The following is a 16,618-nucleotide window of genomic DNA, read 5'->3' as shown; positions in this document are numbered from 1 at the left end:
CTGGGCTTCACCCCATCAGGTGACGTTTGTCCCGGGTGACCGGATGAGTCCGTGCTGATAGGCGTAGCGCACCGCCTGCGCCCGGTCGCGCACCCCGGCCTTGGCGAAGATGTTGTTGATGTGGGTCTTCACCGTGGCCGCTCCGATGTGCAGGCGCCCGGCGATCTCCTTGTTGGAGAACCCCTCTGCGACCAGGGACAGCACCTCGGTCTCACGGGCGGTGAGCCCGTCGGGCGGCGACTCGCGCGCCGGTACGGGGGCGACCGCGCTGACCCGCTCCAGCAGCCGCCGCTGCACGGCGGGGGCGAGCCCCGCGTCCCCGGCCATGACGTCCTGGACCGCCCGGACGATCTCGTCGCCGCCCGCGTCCTTGGTCAGATAGCCGCGCGCGCCCGCCCGCAGGGCGGGGAACAGCGAGTCGTCGTCGGCGTAGGTGGTGAGCACCACGACCTGGGTCGCCGGATGCCGCTCGCGGATCCGGCGGGTCGCCTCGACCCCGTCGCAGCGCGGCATACGGAGGTCCATCAGCACGACGTCGGGGGCGAGTTCACCGACGAGGGCCACCGCCTCCTCGCCGTCCTTCGCGGCGCCGACGACCTCGATGCCGGGCAGCAGCCCGAGCAGCATGACGATGCCCTCGCGCACCACCGCCTGGTCGTCGGCCACGATCACCCGGGCCGTCATACGGGCACTCGCAGACGCACGGTGAAGCCCTTCCCCTCGGACCCGTCCGGCGGTCCGGAGCCGTACGGGGCTCCGCCGGCGCCGCCTTCAAGAGAGGCCGCGGGTCCGGCCTCCAGAGTGCCGCCCAGCAGTTCGGCGCGCTCCCGCATCCCCAGGAGACCGTACCCGGAGCCGGAGGCGGCGAGTTCGCTGCCCGGCGCGGACGCGCCCTCGTCGCGTACCTCCAGGGTCACCGCGTACCGCGCGTACTCCAGCCGCATCGTCACGCCCGCCCCCGGAGCGTGCTTGCGCGCGTTCGTCAGCGCCTCCTGGGCGACGCGCCGCACCGCCTGCGAGGCATCGGTGGGCAGCAGCCGCGGCTCCCCCACGACCTCGGTCCGCACCCCGTCGACCGCCAGCTCCCGCAGATAGTCCTCGACGGGGACCAGCTGGCCGCGGAGGGCGGAGAGCGCCTGGCGCGTCTCCGCCAGCCCCTGCCGGGCCATGCTCCGCGCCTCCACCACGCGCCGCAGCACCTGCTCACGGTCGTATCCGCCCTCGATCTGGAGGCGCGCCGCCTCCAGGTGCACGAGCTGCGCGGAGAGGCTGTGGGCCAGCACGTCGTGGATCTCGCGGGCGATCCTGGCCCGCTCGGCCAGCGCGGCCGACTCGGCCTCGGCCGCCCGCGCGGCGCGCTCCTGCGCCAGCAGCCGGAACCCGGCCCCGCGCGCCTGCGCGTCGAGCCGCAGCGTGTAGCCGCCGAGCAGGACGGCGCCCATCGTGATCGCCACCTCCGTCAACGCCTCGGTGTTCGCCAGCGCGAGGGCCGCGGAGAGCACCGCCCAGACGCCCACGGCCGGTGCGAGCGGCAGTCTCTCCACCGCGAGGGCGCCGCCCAGGATCCAGAGCAGCGCGGCCGTGCCCTCGGCCCCCGCCGCGCTCGCGCCGGTCCCCAGGAGCGCGATCACGAGGAACAGCCCCAGCGAGGGAACAAGCCGCCTCCGCACGGTCCACCGGTGCAGGAACACCACGGCCGTCCCGAAGCACAGCATGCCCAGCACGGGCAGCACCGCCCGCCAGCCGTGGAAGACGTCCGCGGTGTACGCGGTCGCGAACAGCCAGCCGACCAGCCCACCGACCAGCAGGCAGTCCAGCGCCGTCCTGACGCGCGGCACCCCCACGCGGGTCAGCGCCTCCCTGCTCGGCCACACGGTCACCGCGCCGATCGGCATTGGCGAAGCCCTCTCTCTCGGCTTCGAATGCTACGGAGCCGGGCGGCCCGCCGGATCCCCTCCTGGGGGGAGGCGGAAACGGCTCCGGGCTCCACCCGTGGGTGGAGCCCGGAGCCGTGCGGTCGTGGATCAGACGTCGATCCTGGCGCGGTCCAGCGTCGCGGCCGAGCTGGTGATGAACTCCTTGCGCGGCGCGACCTCGTTGCCCATGAGCAGGTCGAATACCTGCTCGGACGATTCGAGGTCCCCGATGTTGATCCGCCGCAGCGTGCGGTGGCGCGGGTCCATCGTGGTCTCGGCCAGCTGGTCGGCGTCCATCTCGCCGAGGCCCTTGTAGCGCTGGATGGAGTCCTTGTAGCGCACGTTCTTGCGCTGGAACTCCAGGAGTGTCTGCCGCAGCTCGTTGTCCGAGTACGTGTACACGTACTTGTCCTGGCCCTTCTTGGGCTGCACCAGCTCCACCCGGTGCAGGGGCGGAACGGCCGCGAAGACCCGGCCCGCCTCCACCATCGGACGCATGTAGCGCTGGAACAGCGTCAGCAGCAGACAGCGGATGTGGGCGCCGTCCACATCGGCGTCGACGAGCAGCACGATCTTGCCGTAGCGGGCGGCGTCGATGTCGAACGTCCGGCCCGACCCCGCTCCTATGACCTGGATGATCGCGCCGCACTCGGCGTTCTTCAGCATGTCGGAGACGGACGACTTCTGAACGTTGAGGATCTTGCCGCGGATCGGCAGCAGCGCCTGGAACTCGCTGTTCCGGGCGAGCTTGGCCGTACCGAGCGCCGAGTCGCCCTCGACGATGAACAGCTCGCTGCGCTCCACGTCGTCGCTGCGGCAGTCGGCGAGCTTGGCCGGCAGCGAGGAGGTCTCCAGCGCCGTCTTCCTGCGCTGGGCCTCCTTGTGCTGACGGGCGGCGATGCGCGTACGGGCGGCGGCGACGGCCTTCTCCAGCACGGCGCGCGCCTGCGCCTTGGCGTCGCGCTTGGTCGAGGTCAGGAACTCCTTGAGCTCCTTGGAGACGACGCCCGCGACGATCCGGTTGGCCGCCGACGTCCCCAGGATCTCCTTGGTCTGCCCCTCGAACTGGGGCTCGGCGAGACGTACCGTCACCACGGCCGTGAGACCTTCCAGGGCGTCGTCCTTGACGACGTCGTCCTCGGCGACGCGCAGGAGCTTCGCCGAGCGCAGCGCCTCGTTGACCGTCTTGGTCACCGCGCGCTCGAAGCCCGTCATGTGCGTGCCGCCCTTGGGGGTGGCGATGATGTTGACGTAGGAACGCATCGTGGTGTCGTAGCCGGTGCCCCAGCGCAGGGCGATGTCGACGCCCAGCTCGCGGGTGACCTCGGTGGGCGTCATGTGCCCGCGGTCGTCCAGGACGGGCACGGTCTCCTTGAAGACGCCCTGTCCGGTCAGCCGCAGCACGTCGCAGACGGCCTTGTCCTGCGCCAGGTACTCGCAGAACTCGCTGATCCCGCCGTCGTAGTGGAAGGTCTCCTCGATCGTGCCGTTGCCCTCGCTCTCGCCGGCGGCGCGCTCGTCGCGCACGACGATGGTCAGGCCGGGGACGAGGAAGGCGGTCTGGCGGGCCCGCTGGTGCAGGGTCTCCAGCGACAGCCTGGCGTCCTTGAGGAAGATCTGCCGGTCCGCCCAGTAGCGGGTCCGGGTGCCGGTGCGCGTCTTGGGCACCCGCTTGCCCTTGAGCAGCCCGTTCGCCGGGTCGAAGGGGGCGTCGGGGCCCGATTCCGTGAAGATGCCGGGGACGCCGCGACGGAAGCTGATCGCGTGCGTGGCGCTGTTGCGGTCGACCTCGATGTCCAGCCGGGAGGAGAGCGCGTTGACGACGGAGGCACCCACGCCGTGCAGACCGCCGGAGGCCGCGTAGGAGCCGCCGCCGAACTTGCCGCCCGCGTGCAGCTTCGTCATGACGACCTCGATGCCGGAGAGACCGGTCTTCGGCTCGACGTCGACGGGGATACCGCGACCGTTGTCCTTGACCTCGACGGAGCCGTCCTCGTGGAGCGTGACGTCGATACGGTCGCAGTAGCCGCCCAGGGCCTCGTCGACCGAGTTGTCGATGATTTCCCAGAGGCAGTGCATCAGACCGCGGCTGTCGGTCGACCCGATGTACATGCCGGGCCGTTTCCGGACCGCCTCGAGCCCCTCAAGGACGAGCAGGTGCCGCGCGGTGTAGTTGGAACCGTCACGATCTGCTGTCAGCAGCGCACTGGACGGCACGGACGTCTCGGCGGTCACGCGGTTCGCTCCTCGCTGAATTTGAAATCTGGCCCAGTGGGTAAGGCCCGGCATCGGTCGCCGCTCAGAGGGTACAGAGGCCTGGTAGAGCCGTTGTAACGCCACCCTATTGAATTCTCATGCTAACCGAGGCTCGCATGAGTGTTCGATCCCTCGATGGAGTGAAGCACACATCACGTTCCCTTCCAGGCATGAACCATTTAGGCTCCGGGCACGTCCTCATGAACAACCGGCAAGCCAGCCGGGAGGATCGACCCTGACAAGCAACGCGAAACCGTAAAGCGAAGCAATACGGCTCATTCGCCGCCAACCGGCAGCAGACAGCCGCCCCGGGAAGAAGTTTCGAGGAATGGCCGCGAGCGGGAACGTTTTCGGCCTGGTTGGATGTTGACCCTGGTACGACAGCTCGTCGAGCTAGAGAAGAGGCGACGTGACTACTGTTCTGACCCCCGCGAGCCCGCTGACGGCCGCTGACCGCTGCGACCGCTGCGGCGCCCAGGCATATCTGCGCGTCGTCCTGACCAGCGGTGGTGAACTGCTCTTCTGCGCCCACCACGGACGTAAGTTCGAGCCGGAACTCAAGAAGATCGCCGCGGAAATACAGGATGAGACCGACCGACTGACGGCCGTGCAGGCCGCCGCCGGTGAAGAGGAACACTGACACCTCGCATCCACGACGAGCCAAGGGCCGATCCAGGACCGGCCGACGGGCCGCCACCCCAGCTGAACCGGGATGGCGGCCCGTTCTCGTGGCCGCCCGCGGCGTGGGCCCCGAGGCCTCAGCGTGGACGGCGCCCCCCGGTCGCTCCGGCGACCTGGTCGACCGCCGAGGTGATCCGCGTGTAGACCCCGGGACTCCCGGCCCGCCCGCAGCCGCTCCCCCACGAGACCAGCCCGATGAGGCGCCCACGGGCGACGAGCGGCCCGCCGCTGTCGCCCTGGCAGGCGTCGTGCCCGCCCTCGGGATCGCCGGCGCAGAGCATCGTGGCGACGTCGTAGCGGCCCCCTGAGCCCCCGGGGTAGGCCCGCACGCACTCCGAGTCCGCCAGGACCGTCACAGGGGCGGAGCGGAGCGCGGAGGCGTATTTGCCCTCGCCGGTGGTGTCGCCCCAGCCGTAGACCTTCGCCGCGGCGCCCGGAGCCGAGGCCTGCCCGCCCGGATCGGCCGGCCGGATGGCGTACCTCGCGGGCAGCGCCCGCGCCAGCGTCAGCACCGCGAGGTCCGAGGCATGGGTCCCGGGGTCGTACGCCGGGTCGATCCGTACGGAACCCACCCGGACCTCCCTGCCGCCCTTCCCGGTGAGCCGCTCCCGGCCCGCGATGACCCGCAGATCCGTCACGTCCTCGGGTTTCACCCCGAGCACGTCCCTGCCCATGCAGTGCGCGGCCGTGAGCACCTTCGTCGGCGCCACGACCACGCCGCCGCAGAACTGACCCGCTCGGGTGTCCCCGAACCGTTCCCGGCTGGAGAGAGCCACGACCCAGGGAGTCTCGGCGGCCGGCGCCGGCTCCCCGCCCACCACCACCCGGTCCGCGTGGGCCGGCAGGGGGGAGACGAGCGGCAGCACCGCCCCCGCGGCGATCGTGGCCAGTCCTGCCGTGAGCACTCGGGCAATAGGGCGACGCATACGGGCTCCTGACTCTCCGGTGACTCCTACTGACACAGAGTCACCCATTGAGCCGACAAACGCATCCCCGAAACGCCTGAGGGCCCGCATCCCGGTCGGGATGCGGGCCCTCAGGAAGGGCTGTGCCGTGCCGGAGAAACCGCCTAGTCCAGGTAGTCGCGCAGAACCTGCGAACGTGACGGGTGGCGGAGCTTCGACATCGTCTTGGACTCGATCTGACGAATGCGCTCACGCGTCACGCCGTAGACCTTGCCGATCTCGTCCAGCGTCTTGGGCTGGCCGTCGGTGAGACCGAAGCGCATGGAGACCACACCGGCCTCACGCTCGGAGAGCGTGTCGAGCACCGAGTGCAGCTGCTCCTGGAGAAGCGTGAAGCTGACCGCGTCCGCCGGGACGACGGCCTCGGAGTCCTCGATGAGGTCACCGAACTCGCTGTCCCCGTCCTCGCCCAGCGGGGTGTGCAGCGAAATCGGCTCGCGACCGTACTTCTGGACCTCGATGACCTTCTCCGGGGTCATGTCGAGCTCCTTGGCCAGCTCCTCCGGGGTGGGCTCACGGCCCAGGTCCTGGAGCATCTGGCGCTGCACACGCGCGAGCTTGTTGATGACCTCGACCATGTGCACCGGGATACGGATGGTGCGGGCCTGGTCGGCCATGGCGCGGGTGATCGCCTGCCGGATCCACCAGGTGGCGTACGTGGAGAACTTGTAGCCCTTGGTGTAGTCGAACTTCTCGACCGCGCGGATCAGACCCAGGTTGCCCTCCTGGATCAGGTCCAGGAAGAGCATGCCGCGGCCGGTGTAGCGCTTGGCCAGCGAGACCACCAGTCGGAGGTTGGCCTCCAGCAGGTGGTTCTTGGCGCGGCGCCCGTCCTCGGCGATGATCTCCAGCTCGCGCTTGAGTTTGGGGGCGAGCTTGTCGGCGTTCGCCAGCTTGTCCTCGGCGAACAGACCCGCCTCGATGCGCTTGGCGAGCTCGACCTCCTGCTCGGCGTTGAGGAGCGGGACCTTGCCGATCTGCTTGAGGTAGTCCTTGACCGGGTCGGCGGTGGCACCCGCGACGGCGACCTGCTGGGCCGGCGCGTCGTCCTCGTCGTCGTCGGAGAGGACGAAGCCCTTGTTCTCGCCCTCGGTCTCCTCCTCCTCGCCCTTGCCGGCCTGGACCTCCTCGGGCGTCTCCTCGCCGTCGGCGGCCTCGTCGGCGTCCTTCTTGCCGGCGGTCTTCTTCGCCGCGACCTTCTTGACGGCGGTCTTCTTCGCCGCCGCCTTCTTGGCCACGGTCTTCTTGGCCGCGGCCTTCTTGGCGGGCGCGGCAGTCTCGTCGCCGGGAGTCTCGACGGTCTCGGCCGCCGGGGCGGCGGTGGCCGCGACTGTCTTCGTATGAACGGTCTTGGCGGCGACTGTCTTGGTGGCGGTGCGCTTCGCCGGGCTCTTCGCAGCGACGCTCTTGCGGGCGCGCTTCGGCGACTCCGCGGCACTGACCATCAGCGTCACACCCTCTTCCTCGAGGATCTGGTTGAGGCTGCGCAGAACATTCTTCCACTGGGTTGGCGGAATCTGGTCAGCCTCGAAGGCCCGACGCACGTCGTCGCCGGCGATCTGCCCATCAGCCTTTCCCCGCTCGATGAGCGCCATCACAGACTCGGACTCGGCGATCTCCGGCGGGAGCGTACGGGATGTGCTGGCCGACACGAACAACCTCTCGGAACGATGGAAACGGCTTCCGGCTCCCCCCCGGGGTCGGGGCGGAGCCGACGACCGTCGACTGGGGATGTGCCGACGGCGCGGGCTGGACCTCGGAGCTGGATACAGCGCCACCCTTCGTGGCGCTATTCCCTCCGCGGCTGTCACCTCTTAGGTCATCGCCCTGCCTCGTGGAGTGTTACGCCCAATCCACGTGGCCCGAGTCACACCCCATTTACGGCAAAACAACCAGAAGGGCCTTATCCCACGTTAGTGCCGCCGGGCCCGTGGGTCCGGCGGCACGTGACGCGTACACGCCCCCGTCCGTCCTGACCTTCGTCTTCCTGCTCGGCACCGCGGGACTCGCCCTCAGCACCACGGTGGTACCCCGGTGGCGCCCTCAGTGCTCGCGGGGCGCGGGAACGACACGCTCCACTTCCGGGTGGACCATCAGAAGCTGCCGCATGGCGGATTCGGCCGCCTGACCGTCGCCGGCCGCCAGGGCCTCGACGATCCGCGCGTGGTGCGCCAGCGACGCGTCGGTGGGCCGGTCACAGCCGGTGACGGGGCCGCCGGAGACCTGGAGGGCCGCGGAGACGATCCCCGAAAGGTGCTCCAGCATCCGGTTGCCCGCGAGCTGGATCAGCAGGGAGTGGTATTCGGCGTCGGCGCGCGAGAACGTGATCGAGTCGCCCTGGGCGATGGAGTGCCCCATGATCTCGACCATGTCGGCCAGCCGCTGCTGGACGTCCTCACGTCCGTGGCCGGCGGCGAGCCGCGCGGCGAGCGGCTCGATGGTCCAGCGCAACTCGCTCAGCTCGCGGCGCTGGTCGTCTCGCTGGGGGCCGAACGCCCGCCACTCGATGATGTCGGCGTCCAGCAGGTTCCAGTCACTGACCGGCCGGACCCGGGTACCGACATTGGGACGGGCGCTGACGAGGCCCTTGGCCTCCAGGACGCGCAGCGACTCGCGGACCACCGTGCGGGAGACCTCGAAGCGCTGTCCGATCTCCTCCGGTACGAGCGGCCGGTCGGCGCCCAGGTCACCGGAGACGATCATCTGGCCGAGCTGCTGGACGAGTTGGCCGTGCAGTCCACGGCCCCGGCTGCCCGCCGAGCGCCTGCCGACCCGGCCCAGCTCGTTGTCCCCGCCGTCCCAGGAGGGGGCGGGAAGGCGGTCGGCGCCGGGCGCCTCCGCGTAGGGGTAGCGGTCGATTCCGCCCGGGGCCGGCAGGCCTGAGTCGACGGCGCGGGCGGCGGTCATCATGGTGTGCGCAAGGGTACTCACGCATCCTTTGTCGGCTCCCTTCCACGGCCCCTTGAGGTCTTTGGTGAAAAGCACACGAAAGGGTGATCGGCGCCCGCCCTTCGATTGACGACTTATCGTAAAGAAGTGGGCGCAATCAGGGAGTTATGGGCAGTACGACAGGTCCAGTCACTCGGCGATCACCAACGGGCCCTGCGACGAAGGCTGGTGAACAGATACGCGCAGAGCAGGGCGGACAACGACAGCGCCAGCGCCGTCCCCACGGGCTGGGCGACGACCCGACCGGTCGCCACCAGCCAGCGGTCGACCGCCTCCGGCCAGTGCGGCCAGGCCAGTTCACGCAATCTGCCCGGGAGTCCGACGATCGAACGCGCCGACGGAACGGCAAGCCCCTTCTGTACGAGGGGAACGACGACGACCGGTACGGCGAGCACCGCGGCGACACCGGCGCCCGTGACGCGGAAGATACCGGCCCCGAGCAGACCCGCCCAGGCGCAGCCGACGGTCAGCCCCGCCCAACTGACCACGAGCGCGGGCCAGTCCGGGGGCACCACGTCCGTTCCCCCGCCGTACACCAGTCTCATCGCCTGCGCGTCGGCGGTGACGGTGAGAGCCGCGAGCAGCAGGGCCGCCGCGGCGGTGACGGTGAGTTTGGCCAGCAGCAGGCCCAGACGGCGCGGAACGGTGCCGCGTCCCGCGGCGAGCGCGGGATAGCGGTACTCGTCGCCGAAGGCGAAGGCCCCGAGCAGGCCGGCGCCCAGGGCGGCGGGTGGCAGCGGCAGGAATCCCGGCCAAGCCGCGAGGAGGCCGGGCAGCGGGGTGTCGCCGGCACGGGCGAGCGGCAGGCTCAGCGCGACGGAGGCGACCAGAACGACGGCGGCGACGAGCCAGGGTGTCCGTACGCCGAGGAAGCGGCGCAGCTCGTACCGGAACGGGCGCAGGGGGCTGCGCACGGGCCGCGCGGACAGTGGGGGCGGCAGGAGGTCGGTGTCGGGCCGCGAGGGCGCCTGTCGCGCCTCCGAGGGCGCCGGCGGGTCCACGGGGGCCGGCGGGCCGGTGTCCCCGGTCTCGTCGGCGAGTTGGTGGACGAGGATGCCGTGCCGGAAGGCCGTCTCGCCCAACTCGGCGCAGTCACTGCCGAAGACGGTGAGCCGGCCGCCGCTGTCGGTGACGACCTCGACGGAGCGGCGGTCCGCGCGCGCCTCGCGGTTGACCGCGTCGGCGAGGCGGGCCGCGTGCGGGGTCCGGACGACGACGCGCGGGCGCAGCCGGGTCCGGGCGAAGTCCGCGATGTCCTGGTCGGCGACGAGACGGCCTTCGTCGAGGGTGACGACGCGATCGGCGGTGCGGGCCGCCTCTTTGGGATCATCGGTGGTGTAGAGAACGGTGCCGCCATGGGCCGCGTGCGCCCGCAGCAGTCCGTGCAGCCAGCCGTTCTCGCGGGGCGAGAGACCGGCGGCGGGTTCGTCGAGGACGAGGGTGTGCGGGTCGCCCAACAGGGCGGCGGCGAGGCCGAGTCGGCGGTCCATGCCGAGGGAGAGGGCTCCGAGCGGTTCGTCGCGCAGGGCGCCGATACCGACCAGTTCGAGCAGGTCGTCGGCGCGCGCGGCGGGGACACCCGCCGCGGCGCAGAGCATGCGGAGCTGCCCCTTGGTGCTGCGCGCGGGGTGTCCGGGCACGTCGCCGAGCAGGACACCGACCTCGCGGGCCGGGTGGGCGATGCGGTGGAGCGGCCGGCCTCGGAAGTAGGTGATTCCCCGGCCGGATTCGAGTTCGAGCATCAGTCGCAGGGCGGTGGTCTTGCCCGCGCCCTCGGCGCCGAGCAGCGCCGTGACGGCGCCGGCGGGGGCCTCGAAGGTCAGATCGTCCACGGCGGGCGGGAGGTCGCGGTGGGGGCTGCTGGTGAGTCCGATGGCCTGGAGCATCGCTTCTCTCGCGGGGAGGGTGAGACCGCTCGGCGGCAGTGTGGGTACCGCAGCAAGATAACGCGACATGTCCGACTTGTGGCGCAGCGTCGCGGCGCCGGGTGTCCGGTGGGGCGAGCCCGCCCGTCGGCGAGTGGGCTCAGACCTCGGGGCGCAGCATCGGCGGGTTGAGCACGGTGGCCCCGCCGGCCCGGAACAACTGCGCGGGCCGGCCGCCCTGACGCGTGGTGGTGCCGCCGGACGGCACCAGGAAGCCTGGGGTACCCGTCACCTTGCGGTGGAAGTTACGGGGGTCGAGCGCGACGCCCCACACCGCCTCGTACACCCGGCGCAGCTCACCGACCGTGAACTCCGCGGGACAGAAGGCGGTGGCCAGGGAGGAGTACTCGATCTTGGAACGGGCCCGCTCCACCCCGTCGCCGAGAATGCGCGCGTGGTCGAAGGCGAGCGGCGCGGGCTGTTCGCCGTCCCGGCCCGCCCCGCCCTCGTGGCTGAGCAGCGCGTCCACGGGTGACCAGCGGGCACTGTTGGCGTCACCGCCCGCGCGGGGCGCGGGAAGGTCGGGCGCGAGCGCGAGATGGGCCACGCTGACCACCCTCATCCGGGGGTCGCGCGCCGGGTCGCCGTAGGTGGCGAGCTGTTCGAGATGGGCGCCGTTCGCGGGAGCGGGCGACGCCGGGTCGTGCGCGCACAGTCCCGTCTCCTCGGTCAGCTCGCGCGCCGCCGCCGCGCCAAGATCCTCATCGCCCTTGACGAAGCCGCCGGGCAGCGCCCAGCGCCCCTGGAAGGGTGCCTCACCCCGCCGTACGACCAGCGCGCACAGGACATGGCGGCGCACGGTGAGCACGACCAGGTCGACGGTGACTGCGAACGCGGGGTAAGCCGACGGGTCGTAGGGCGACATGCCCGTGATCTTAGTCGTCTGCCTGACGATAAACACCCGTTCCCGTCAGGTCCGCCGACTTCTTCCCCCTGTCGCGGCTCGATTCCGGCCCACCCTTTCTTCGAATCCCGAAAGTGAGCACGAGGGCCGTGCGCCAGGGCCGGGTGGCGGCCGGGGGCACCGGCCGGGGCGGCTCCGAGCACCCCCGCCGGCCTTCCTCCGTCAAGCCCGGCGGGCACACCCGCCGAGACCCACCGGGAGGCGCCGTTCGCGGTGACGGAGGCGGAGCGCACCACTCGTCGCCACCGCACGACCCCCACACGTCCGCTTGGCCGCTCTCGGGGAGGACCCGCGAACGTCGACGGCTCCGACAACGGCGCTCCCGCCGTGGCGAGAAGGACGGGCCGGGTGCGCCGCGAAAGCCCCACCCGTACGGCCCTCGGCAGGTGCGGTCGCCTCTCTCGCTCAGCGCACCGAGGCAGGCTCCGCTCCCCCTGTCACCTGTCGCTCTTGGTACCGCGCCGCTCACTGCGGCCGGCTGCCCGAGCGCGTGCCGCCGGGGTACCGGGACGGGTCCTCGGTGACGGCACCGTCGGGGTCGTCATCTTCTTGATCGTCGCGTTCCTCACCGCCCGCTTCACCGCCTTCTTGGCCTGCTTCGCCGTGGAGCTCCGCGTCGCGCGGGGCTGCGGGCCCGCGAGTGGCATGTCCTGGGCCCGCATACAGCGCCGGAGCGTCTCCGGGTCCAGCCCCTCGTTGAATGCCTGGTGGAGGAGTTGGGCGAAGGTGTACGTCGGGTCGAGACGCAGCGCGAGCCCCAGCGCGACCCGGGCCGCCGGCTCGTCCCCGCAGGACCAGGCGACCCAGCCCGCCAGGGTGAGCGGGGCCACCGCGTGCTCCGCGTAGGAACCGACGCAGCGACGGGCCAGGGCCCGCCAGAGCCGCAGGGCCGGCTCGGCGTCGGGGCCCTCCATCCACTGCGCCGCCCGGTCGCGGACCTCCCGGTCCTGAAGGCCGATGATGACGGCCGCCGCCTCGTCGTCGGCGATGAGCCGGTCGTCCCCCACGTCCGTGCCGTCGCCGACGTCGGCGCCCACCCGCCCCGCCCCCTTCCGGCGCGGCGGCGCGGGCGGCGTCTGGGCCAGCCGGTCCATGAGACCGCGCGCGGACCGGAGCGTGGACTCTCCGACCTGCTCGCGGCTCCCGCCGCCCAGAATCATCGGCACCAGAGCGCCCGCGGCCTCGTCCAGCGCCTGTTCCTGCTTGGCCGCCTTCTCGGCCGGGGCGCGCCAGGGCTCCAGTCGCGCCTCCATCTCCCGCAGGGATCCGCGTACTTGGATCCCCGCGTAGGCGGAGGCCGCGGCCATCACGGATGTGCCCGGCAGCGCCAGCACCGTGCCCTCGGGCGGGCAGCAGCGGGTGTCCGGGCAGCAGTATGACCAGAAACGGCCGTCGGAAATGCAGAGCACCTCGTGCACGGGGATGTCGAGCCGGCCGAAGCTCGTGCGGATCAACTGCGCGAGCGGATGCAGCCGGTCGCGCACACCACGGCCCGTGTCGCCGTCCTCCGGGTCCTGGCAGAGGAAGGCGACGATCCCGTCCGGACGGGACCCACGCCGCAGGCTCCCCTCCACCAGGCAGTCGGCGAGCTGCTCGGAGACGGGCGCCCATTCACGGGGCGTGCGCGGGATTCCGAGCCTCAGCCGCCCGCCGAAACGGCCCTCGTCGCCGTGCAGCGCGACGAGCACGATCGAGTCGGACGGGTGGAAGCCCAGCAGGAATGGCAGGGCATCGGCGAGTTCCGCGGGGCTGCGCAGGGTGACCTGCTGCTCGTCGGCGGGACGGGTCGGTTCGCTGTGCTTGTTCATGCCCCGACCGTCCCGCGGAAGCCAGAATCCCGCGACCCCTGTGGATAACGTTATCCACAGGTCGGCTCCGGCATTCGCGCTTTGCCCGAGCCATCAGGTTGCATGGGCACATGACCAACGCAGAACGTGCGGATCTCCGGGCCTCGGCCGACTCCGTCCTCGCCCGTCTCGTCGGTGACGCCACCGGCGCCGCCCGCCTGCGCGAGGACCAGTGGCGGGCCATCGAAGCGCTCGTCGCCGACAAACGCAGAGCACTCGTCGTGCAGCGGACGGGCTGGGGCAAGTCCGCCGTGTACTTCGTCGCGACATCCCTGCTCCGCGCCCGGGGCAGCGGCCCGACGGTGATCGTCTCCCCGCTGCTCGCGCTCATGCGCAACCAGGTGGAGGCCGCCGCCCGCGCGGGAATCAGCGCGCGCACGATCAATTCGTCCAACTCGGAGGAGTGGGAGACGATTCAGGCCGAGGTGGCGGCCGGTGAGGTCGACGTGCTGCTGGTCAGCCCCGAGCGGCTCAACAATCCCGATTTCCGCGACCAGGTCCTGCCCGCCCTGTCGGCGGCCACCGGCCTGCTGGTGGTGGACGAGGCCCACTGCATCTCCGACTGGGGCCACGACTTCCGCCCCGACTACCGGCGACTGCGCACGATGCTCGCCGAGCTGCCGTCCGGCGTCCCTGTGCTGGCCACCACGGCCACGGCGAACGCGCGGGTGACGGCCGACGTCGCCGACCAGTTGGGCACCGGAGCGGGGACCGACGCACTCGTGCTGCGCGGAGCACTGGACAGGGAGAGTCTGAGTCTCAACGTGCTCAGGCTGCCGGACGCCGCGCACCGGCTGGCCTGGCTGGCCGATCATCTGGTCGAGCTTCCGGGCTCCGGGATCATCTACACCCTGACGGTCGCGGCGGCCGAGGAAGTCACCGCTTATCTCCGCCAGTGCGGCCACACGGTCACGTCGTACACGGGCCGCACGGAGAACGCGGACCGGCAGCAGGCCGAGGAGGACCTCCTCGCCAACCGCGTCAAGGCGCTGGTCGCCACGTCCGCGCTGGGGATGGGGTTCGACAAGCCCGACCTCGGATTCGTCGTCCACCTCGGCTCCCCCTCCTCCCCCATCGCCTACTACCAGCAGGTGGGCCGTGCCGGGCGCGGAGTCGAGCACGCCGAGGTGCTGCTGCTCCCCGGCAAGGAGGACGAGGCCATCTGGCAGTACTTCGCCTCCGTCGCCTTCCCGCCCGAAGAGCTCGTCCGCCGCACGCTCGACGTCCTGGCGCAGGCGGACCGGCCCCTCTCGCTGCCCGCTCTCGAACCGCTGGTCGAGCTGCGGCGCACACGGCTGGAGACGATGCTCAAGGTGCTCGACGTGGACGGCGCGGTGCACCGGGTGAAGGGCGGCTGGACCAGCACCGGACAGCCCTGGGTGTACGACGCGGAGCGGTACGCGTGGGTGGCGCGCCAGCGGCAGACCGAGCAGCAGGCCATGCGGGACTACGCGACGACGACGGCGTGCAGGATGGAGTTCCTGCGGCTCCAGCTGGACGACGAGGAGGCCGCGCCGTGCGGCCGGTGTGACAACTGCGCGGGGGCGCGGTTCACGAACAAGGTCTCCGGTGGCGCACTGGACGCCGCCCGGGGCGAGTTGGGCAGGCCCGGGGTGGACGTGGAGCCGCGCAAGATGTGGCCGACCGGGCTGACCGCCGTGGGTGTCGATCTGAGGGGTCGTGTCCCCGCCGGTGAGCGGAGTTTCCCCGGCCGGGCGCTGGGTCGGCTCTCCGACATCGGGTGGGGCAACAGGCTGCGCCCGATGCTCGCACCCCAGTCACCGGACGGCCCCGTCCCCGGCGACGTGGTGGACGCCGTGGTGAGCGTCCTCGCCGACTGGGCCAAGGGGCCCGGCGGTTGGGCGTCCGGACTGGACGACGCTCCGGCGCGCCCGGTGGGCGTCGTGACCGTCGCCTCGCGGAGCAAGCCCCAACTCGTGGGGTCCCTGGGCAGCCGGATCTCCGAGGTGGGCCGGATGCCGCTGCTGGGCACGGTCGAGTACGCGCCGGGCGCGGAGGGAACGCGTATCTCCCGCACCAACAGCGCCCAGCGGGTCCGGGCGCTGCACGAGGCGTTCACCGTGTCACCGGAGTTGGCCGAGGCTCTGACCTCGGCCGCGGGTCCCGTCCTGCTGGTCGACGATCTCTTTGACACCGGCTGGACGTTGGCCGTGGCCACCCGGCTGCTGCGCAGGGCCGGGGCCGAAGGGGTGTTCCCACTGGTGCTCGCCGTTCAGACGTGACCACGTATCAGCGGGACCCCGGGTGGGCAGGGTTAAGGCAGGGATATCAGCGTCATTACCGATCATTCCGGTCAGCGGCGGCAATTGCTCGTTGCCGCCTGCCCAAGTGCCCGCAAGAATTGGAGACGCCCCCCGCACGGTCGGATCGTCCGCGGTCCGGATGGACCGTGCCCCGGCGCGCCTCACCCGCCCCTGCCCGCACTGTGGGCGCGTATGCGAAGGGAGGAACGTGACCTTCGGATTCGCTCCGTCCGCAGCCTCATCGATCACGACAGCCGATTCCGTCACCCGCCTCGCCAGGATGCTGGAGCCCGCCGAGTGGGCGGCGGCCGGGATACCCCTGCTCCGTAGCCCCCGCGAGGTCGTCAGCGGGCTGCACTCCCGGCACCGGCCGACTCCGGCGACCGCCGTCGTCGGAGTCCTCGATCATGAGGAACGCCTCGCCGCCAGCGCCTCGTTCGCCCCACGGGCCGTGCCGGTCGACGGATGGGAGTTCCGAAACGCCCTGCTGGCGCACCTGCGCCGGGTCATCCCGCACGATCTGCGCCGCCGTACGCCGGTGCGCACCGCCGTGCTCCTCTACTGCCGCGACGGCGACGAGCGTTGGACGGAGGAGGACGGGGCCTGGATGTGGGGGCTGCGGGACGCCTGCACGCTGCACGGTCTGCGCTGCGGCGCGTACATCACGCTGACGCGTGGCGGCTGGCAGGTACTGGGCGAAGGGCGGGGCGGCCGTCGGCCCAACTCCGAGTCCGCGCCCGAAGATCTCGCCGAGGCGGTGTCCGACTCCGCTCCCGCGCCGCTGCGTTCCGGTGGCGGCGCGGTCGAGGCGTTGCGGCGCGTGGCGGCCCGCTGACCCGTCGTGTCCACGGGTTTCGGCCCGGCCGCCCGGAAGGGGCAGCCGGGCGCGCCGACCGCGGGGCCGGCCCGGG

12 protein-coding genes are annotated in these 16,618 nt (G+C 71.6%); 3 read left to right on the top strand and 9 right to left on the bottom strand.

Features of this window, described 5'->3' with window-relative positions; all coding sequences use genetic code 11:
* Nucleotides 1-15: 15 nt before the first annotated feature.
* The 3 genes from SSPS47_RS25980 to SSPS47_RS25970 form a co-directional block, all read right to left on the bottom strand.
* Complete coding sequence (locus SSPS47_RS25980; RefSeq protein WP_164253077.1) at nt 16-684, bottom strand: response regulator transcription factor; 669 nt, start codon at nt 682-684, stop codon at nt 16-18.
* Entirely contained in the window at nt 681-1,895 is a 1,215-nt protein-coding gene (locus SSPS47_RS25975) for a histidine kinase (protein ID WP_164253076.1), read from the bottom strand. Before SSPS47_RS25975 ends, SSPS47_RS25980 begins: the two co-directional genes overlap by 4 nt.
* 129 nt (nt 1,896-2,024) lie before the next feature.
* A complete protein-coding gene (locus SSPS47_RS25970) occupies nt 2,025-4,151 on the bottom strand; it encodes a DNA topoisomerase IV subunit B (protein ID WP_164253075.1) in 2,127 nt (708 codons plus the stop codon).
* Nucleotides 4,152-4,581: 430 nt separating this feature from the next.
* Between SSPS47_RS25970 and SSPS47_RS25965 the strand changes: the two genes are divergently transcribed.
* On the top strand, nt 4,582-4,812 hold the full coding sequence (locus tag SSPS47_RS25965; RefSeq protein ID WP_023538184.1) for a hypothetical protein: 231 nt from the start codon (nt 4,582-4,584) through the stop codon (nt 4,810-4,812).
* A 118-nt stretch (nt 4,813-4,930) separates the two neighbouring features.
* On the opposite strand, the gene SSPS47_RS25960 is transcribed toward SSPS47_RS25965, so the two are convergent.
* From SSPS47_RS25960 to SSPS47_RS25935, 6 genes are all read right to left on the bottom strand, one after another.
* On the bottom strand, nt 4,931-5,779 hold the full coding sequence (locus tag SSPS47_RS25960; protein WP_164253074.1) for a serine protease: 849 nt from the start codon (nt 5,777-5,779) through the stop codon (nt 4,931-4,933).
* A 143-nt stretch (nt 5,780-5,922) separates the two neighbouring features.
* The gene (locus SSPS47_RS25955; RefSeq protein WP_078079424.1) at nt 5,923-7,470 is read right to left on the bottom strand and encodes an RNA polymerase sigma factor; all 1,548 of its coding nucleotides are present in this window, start codon (nt 7,468-7,470) and stop codon (nt 5,923-5,925) included.
* Between the two features lie 391 nt (nt 7,471-7,861).
* Nucleotides 7,862-8,749, bottom strand: coding sequence for a FadR/GntR family transcriptional regulator (locus SSPS47_RS25950; protein ID WP_187280358.1), 888 nt, complete (start codon nt 8,747-8,749; stop codon nt 7,862-7,864).
* A gap of 158 nt (nt 8,750-8,907) precedes the next feature.
* Nucleotides 8,908-10,653 carry an ATP-binding cassette domain-containing protein gene (locus SSPS47_RS25945; RefSeq protein ID WP_164255011.1) on the bottom strand — a complete coding sequence of 582 codons (1,746 nt, stop codon included), beginning with the start codon at nt 10,651-10,653 and terminating at the stop codon, nt 8,908-8,910.
* Between the two features lie 139 nt (nt 10,654-10,792).
* Nucleotides 10,793-11,557: an NUDIX domain-containing protein gene (locus SSPS47_RS25940; protein ID WP_164253073.1), complete on the bottom strand. Its 765-nt coding sequence runs from the start codon at nt 11,555-11,557 to the stop codon at nt 10,793-10,795.
* A 476-nt stretch (nt 11,558-12,033) separates the two neighbouring features.
* A complete protein-coding gene (locus SSPS47_RS25935; RefSeq protein ID WP_164253072.1) occupies nt 12,034-13,404 on the bottom strand; it encodes a DUF4192 domain-containing protein in 1,371 nt (456 codons plus the stop codon).
* A gap of 110 nt (nt 13,405-13,514) precedes the next feature.
* Between SSPS47_RS25935 and SSPS47_RS25930 the strand changes: the two genes are divergently transcribed.
* Entirely contained in the window at nt 13,515-15,686 is a 2,172-nt protein-coding gene (locus tag SSPS47_RS25930) for a RecQ family ATP-dependent DNA helicase (protein ID WP_164253071.1), read from the top strand.
* Between the two features lie 229 nt (nt 15,687-15,915).
* Nucleotides 15,916-16,542: a hypothetical protein gene (locus tag SSPS47_RS25925; RefSeq protein WP_164253070.1), complete on the top strand. Its 627-nt coding sequence runs from the start codon at nt 15,916-15,918 to the stop codon at nt 16,540-16,542.
* Nucleotides 16,543-16,618 lie beyond the last annotated feature (76 nt).

Origin of the sequence: Streptomyces sp. S4.7 (assembly GCF_010384365.1) — a bacterium.
Lineage (GTDB): Bacteria > Actinomycetota > Actinomycetes > Streptomycetales > Streptomycetaceae > Streptomyces.
This window is presented reverse-complemented; position numbering and strand designations above follow the sequence as displayed.

Bases quoted from the DNA above. Each gene is read 5' to 3' on its own strand.
- SSPS47_RS25980 (WP_164253077.1), bottom strand. From the start codon at position 684: ATGACGGCCCGGGTGATCGTGGCCGACGACCAGGCGGTGGTGCGCGAG.
- SSPS47_RS25975 (WP_164253076.1), bottom strand. From the start codon at position 1,895: ATGCCGATCGGCGCGGTGACCGTGTGGCCGAGCAGGGAGGCGCTGACC.
- SSPS47_RS25960 (WP_164253074.1), bottom strand. From the start codon at position 5,779: ATGCGTCGCCCTATTGCCCGAGTGCTCACGGCAGGACTGGCCACGATC.
- SSPS47_RS25945 (WP_164255011.1), bottom strand. From the start codon at position 10,653: ATGCTCCAGGCCATCGGACTCACCAGCAGCCCCCACCGCGACCTCCCG.
- SSPS47_RS25940 (WP_164253073.1), bottom strand. From the start codon at position 11,557: ATGTCGCCCTACGACCCGTCGGCTTACCCCGCGTTCGCAGTCACCGTC.
- SSPS47_RS25935 (WP_164253072.1), bottom strand. From the start codon at position 13,404: ATGAACAAGCACAGCGAACCGACCCGTCCCGCCGACGAGCAGCAGGTC.
- SSPS47_RS25930 (WP_164253071.1), top strand. From the start codon at position 13,515: ATGACCAACGCAGAACGTGCGGATCTCCGGGCCTCGGCCGACTCCGTC.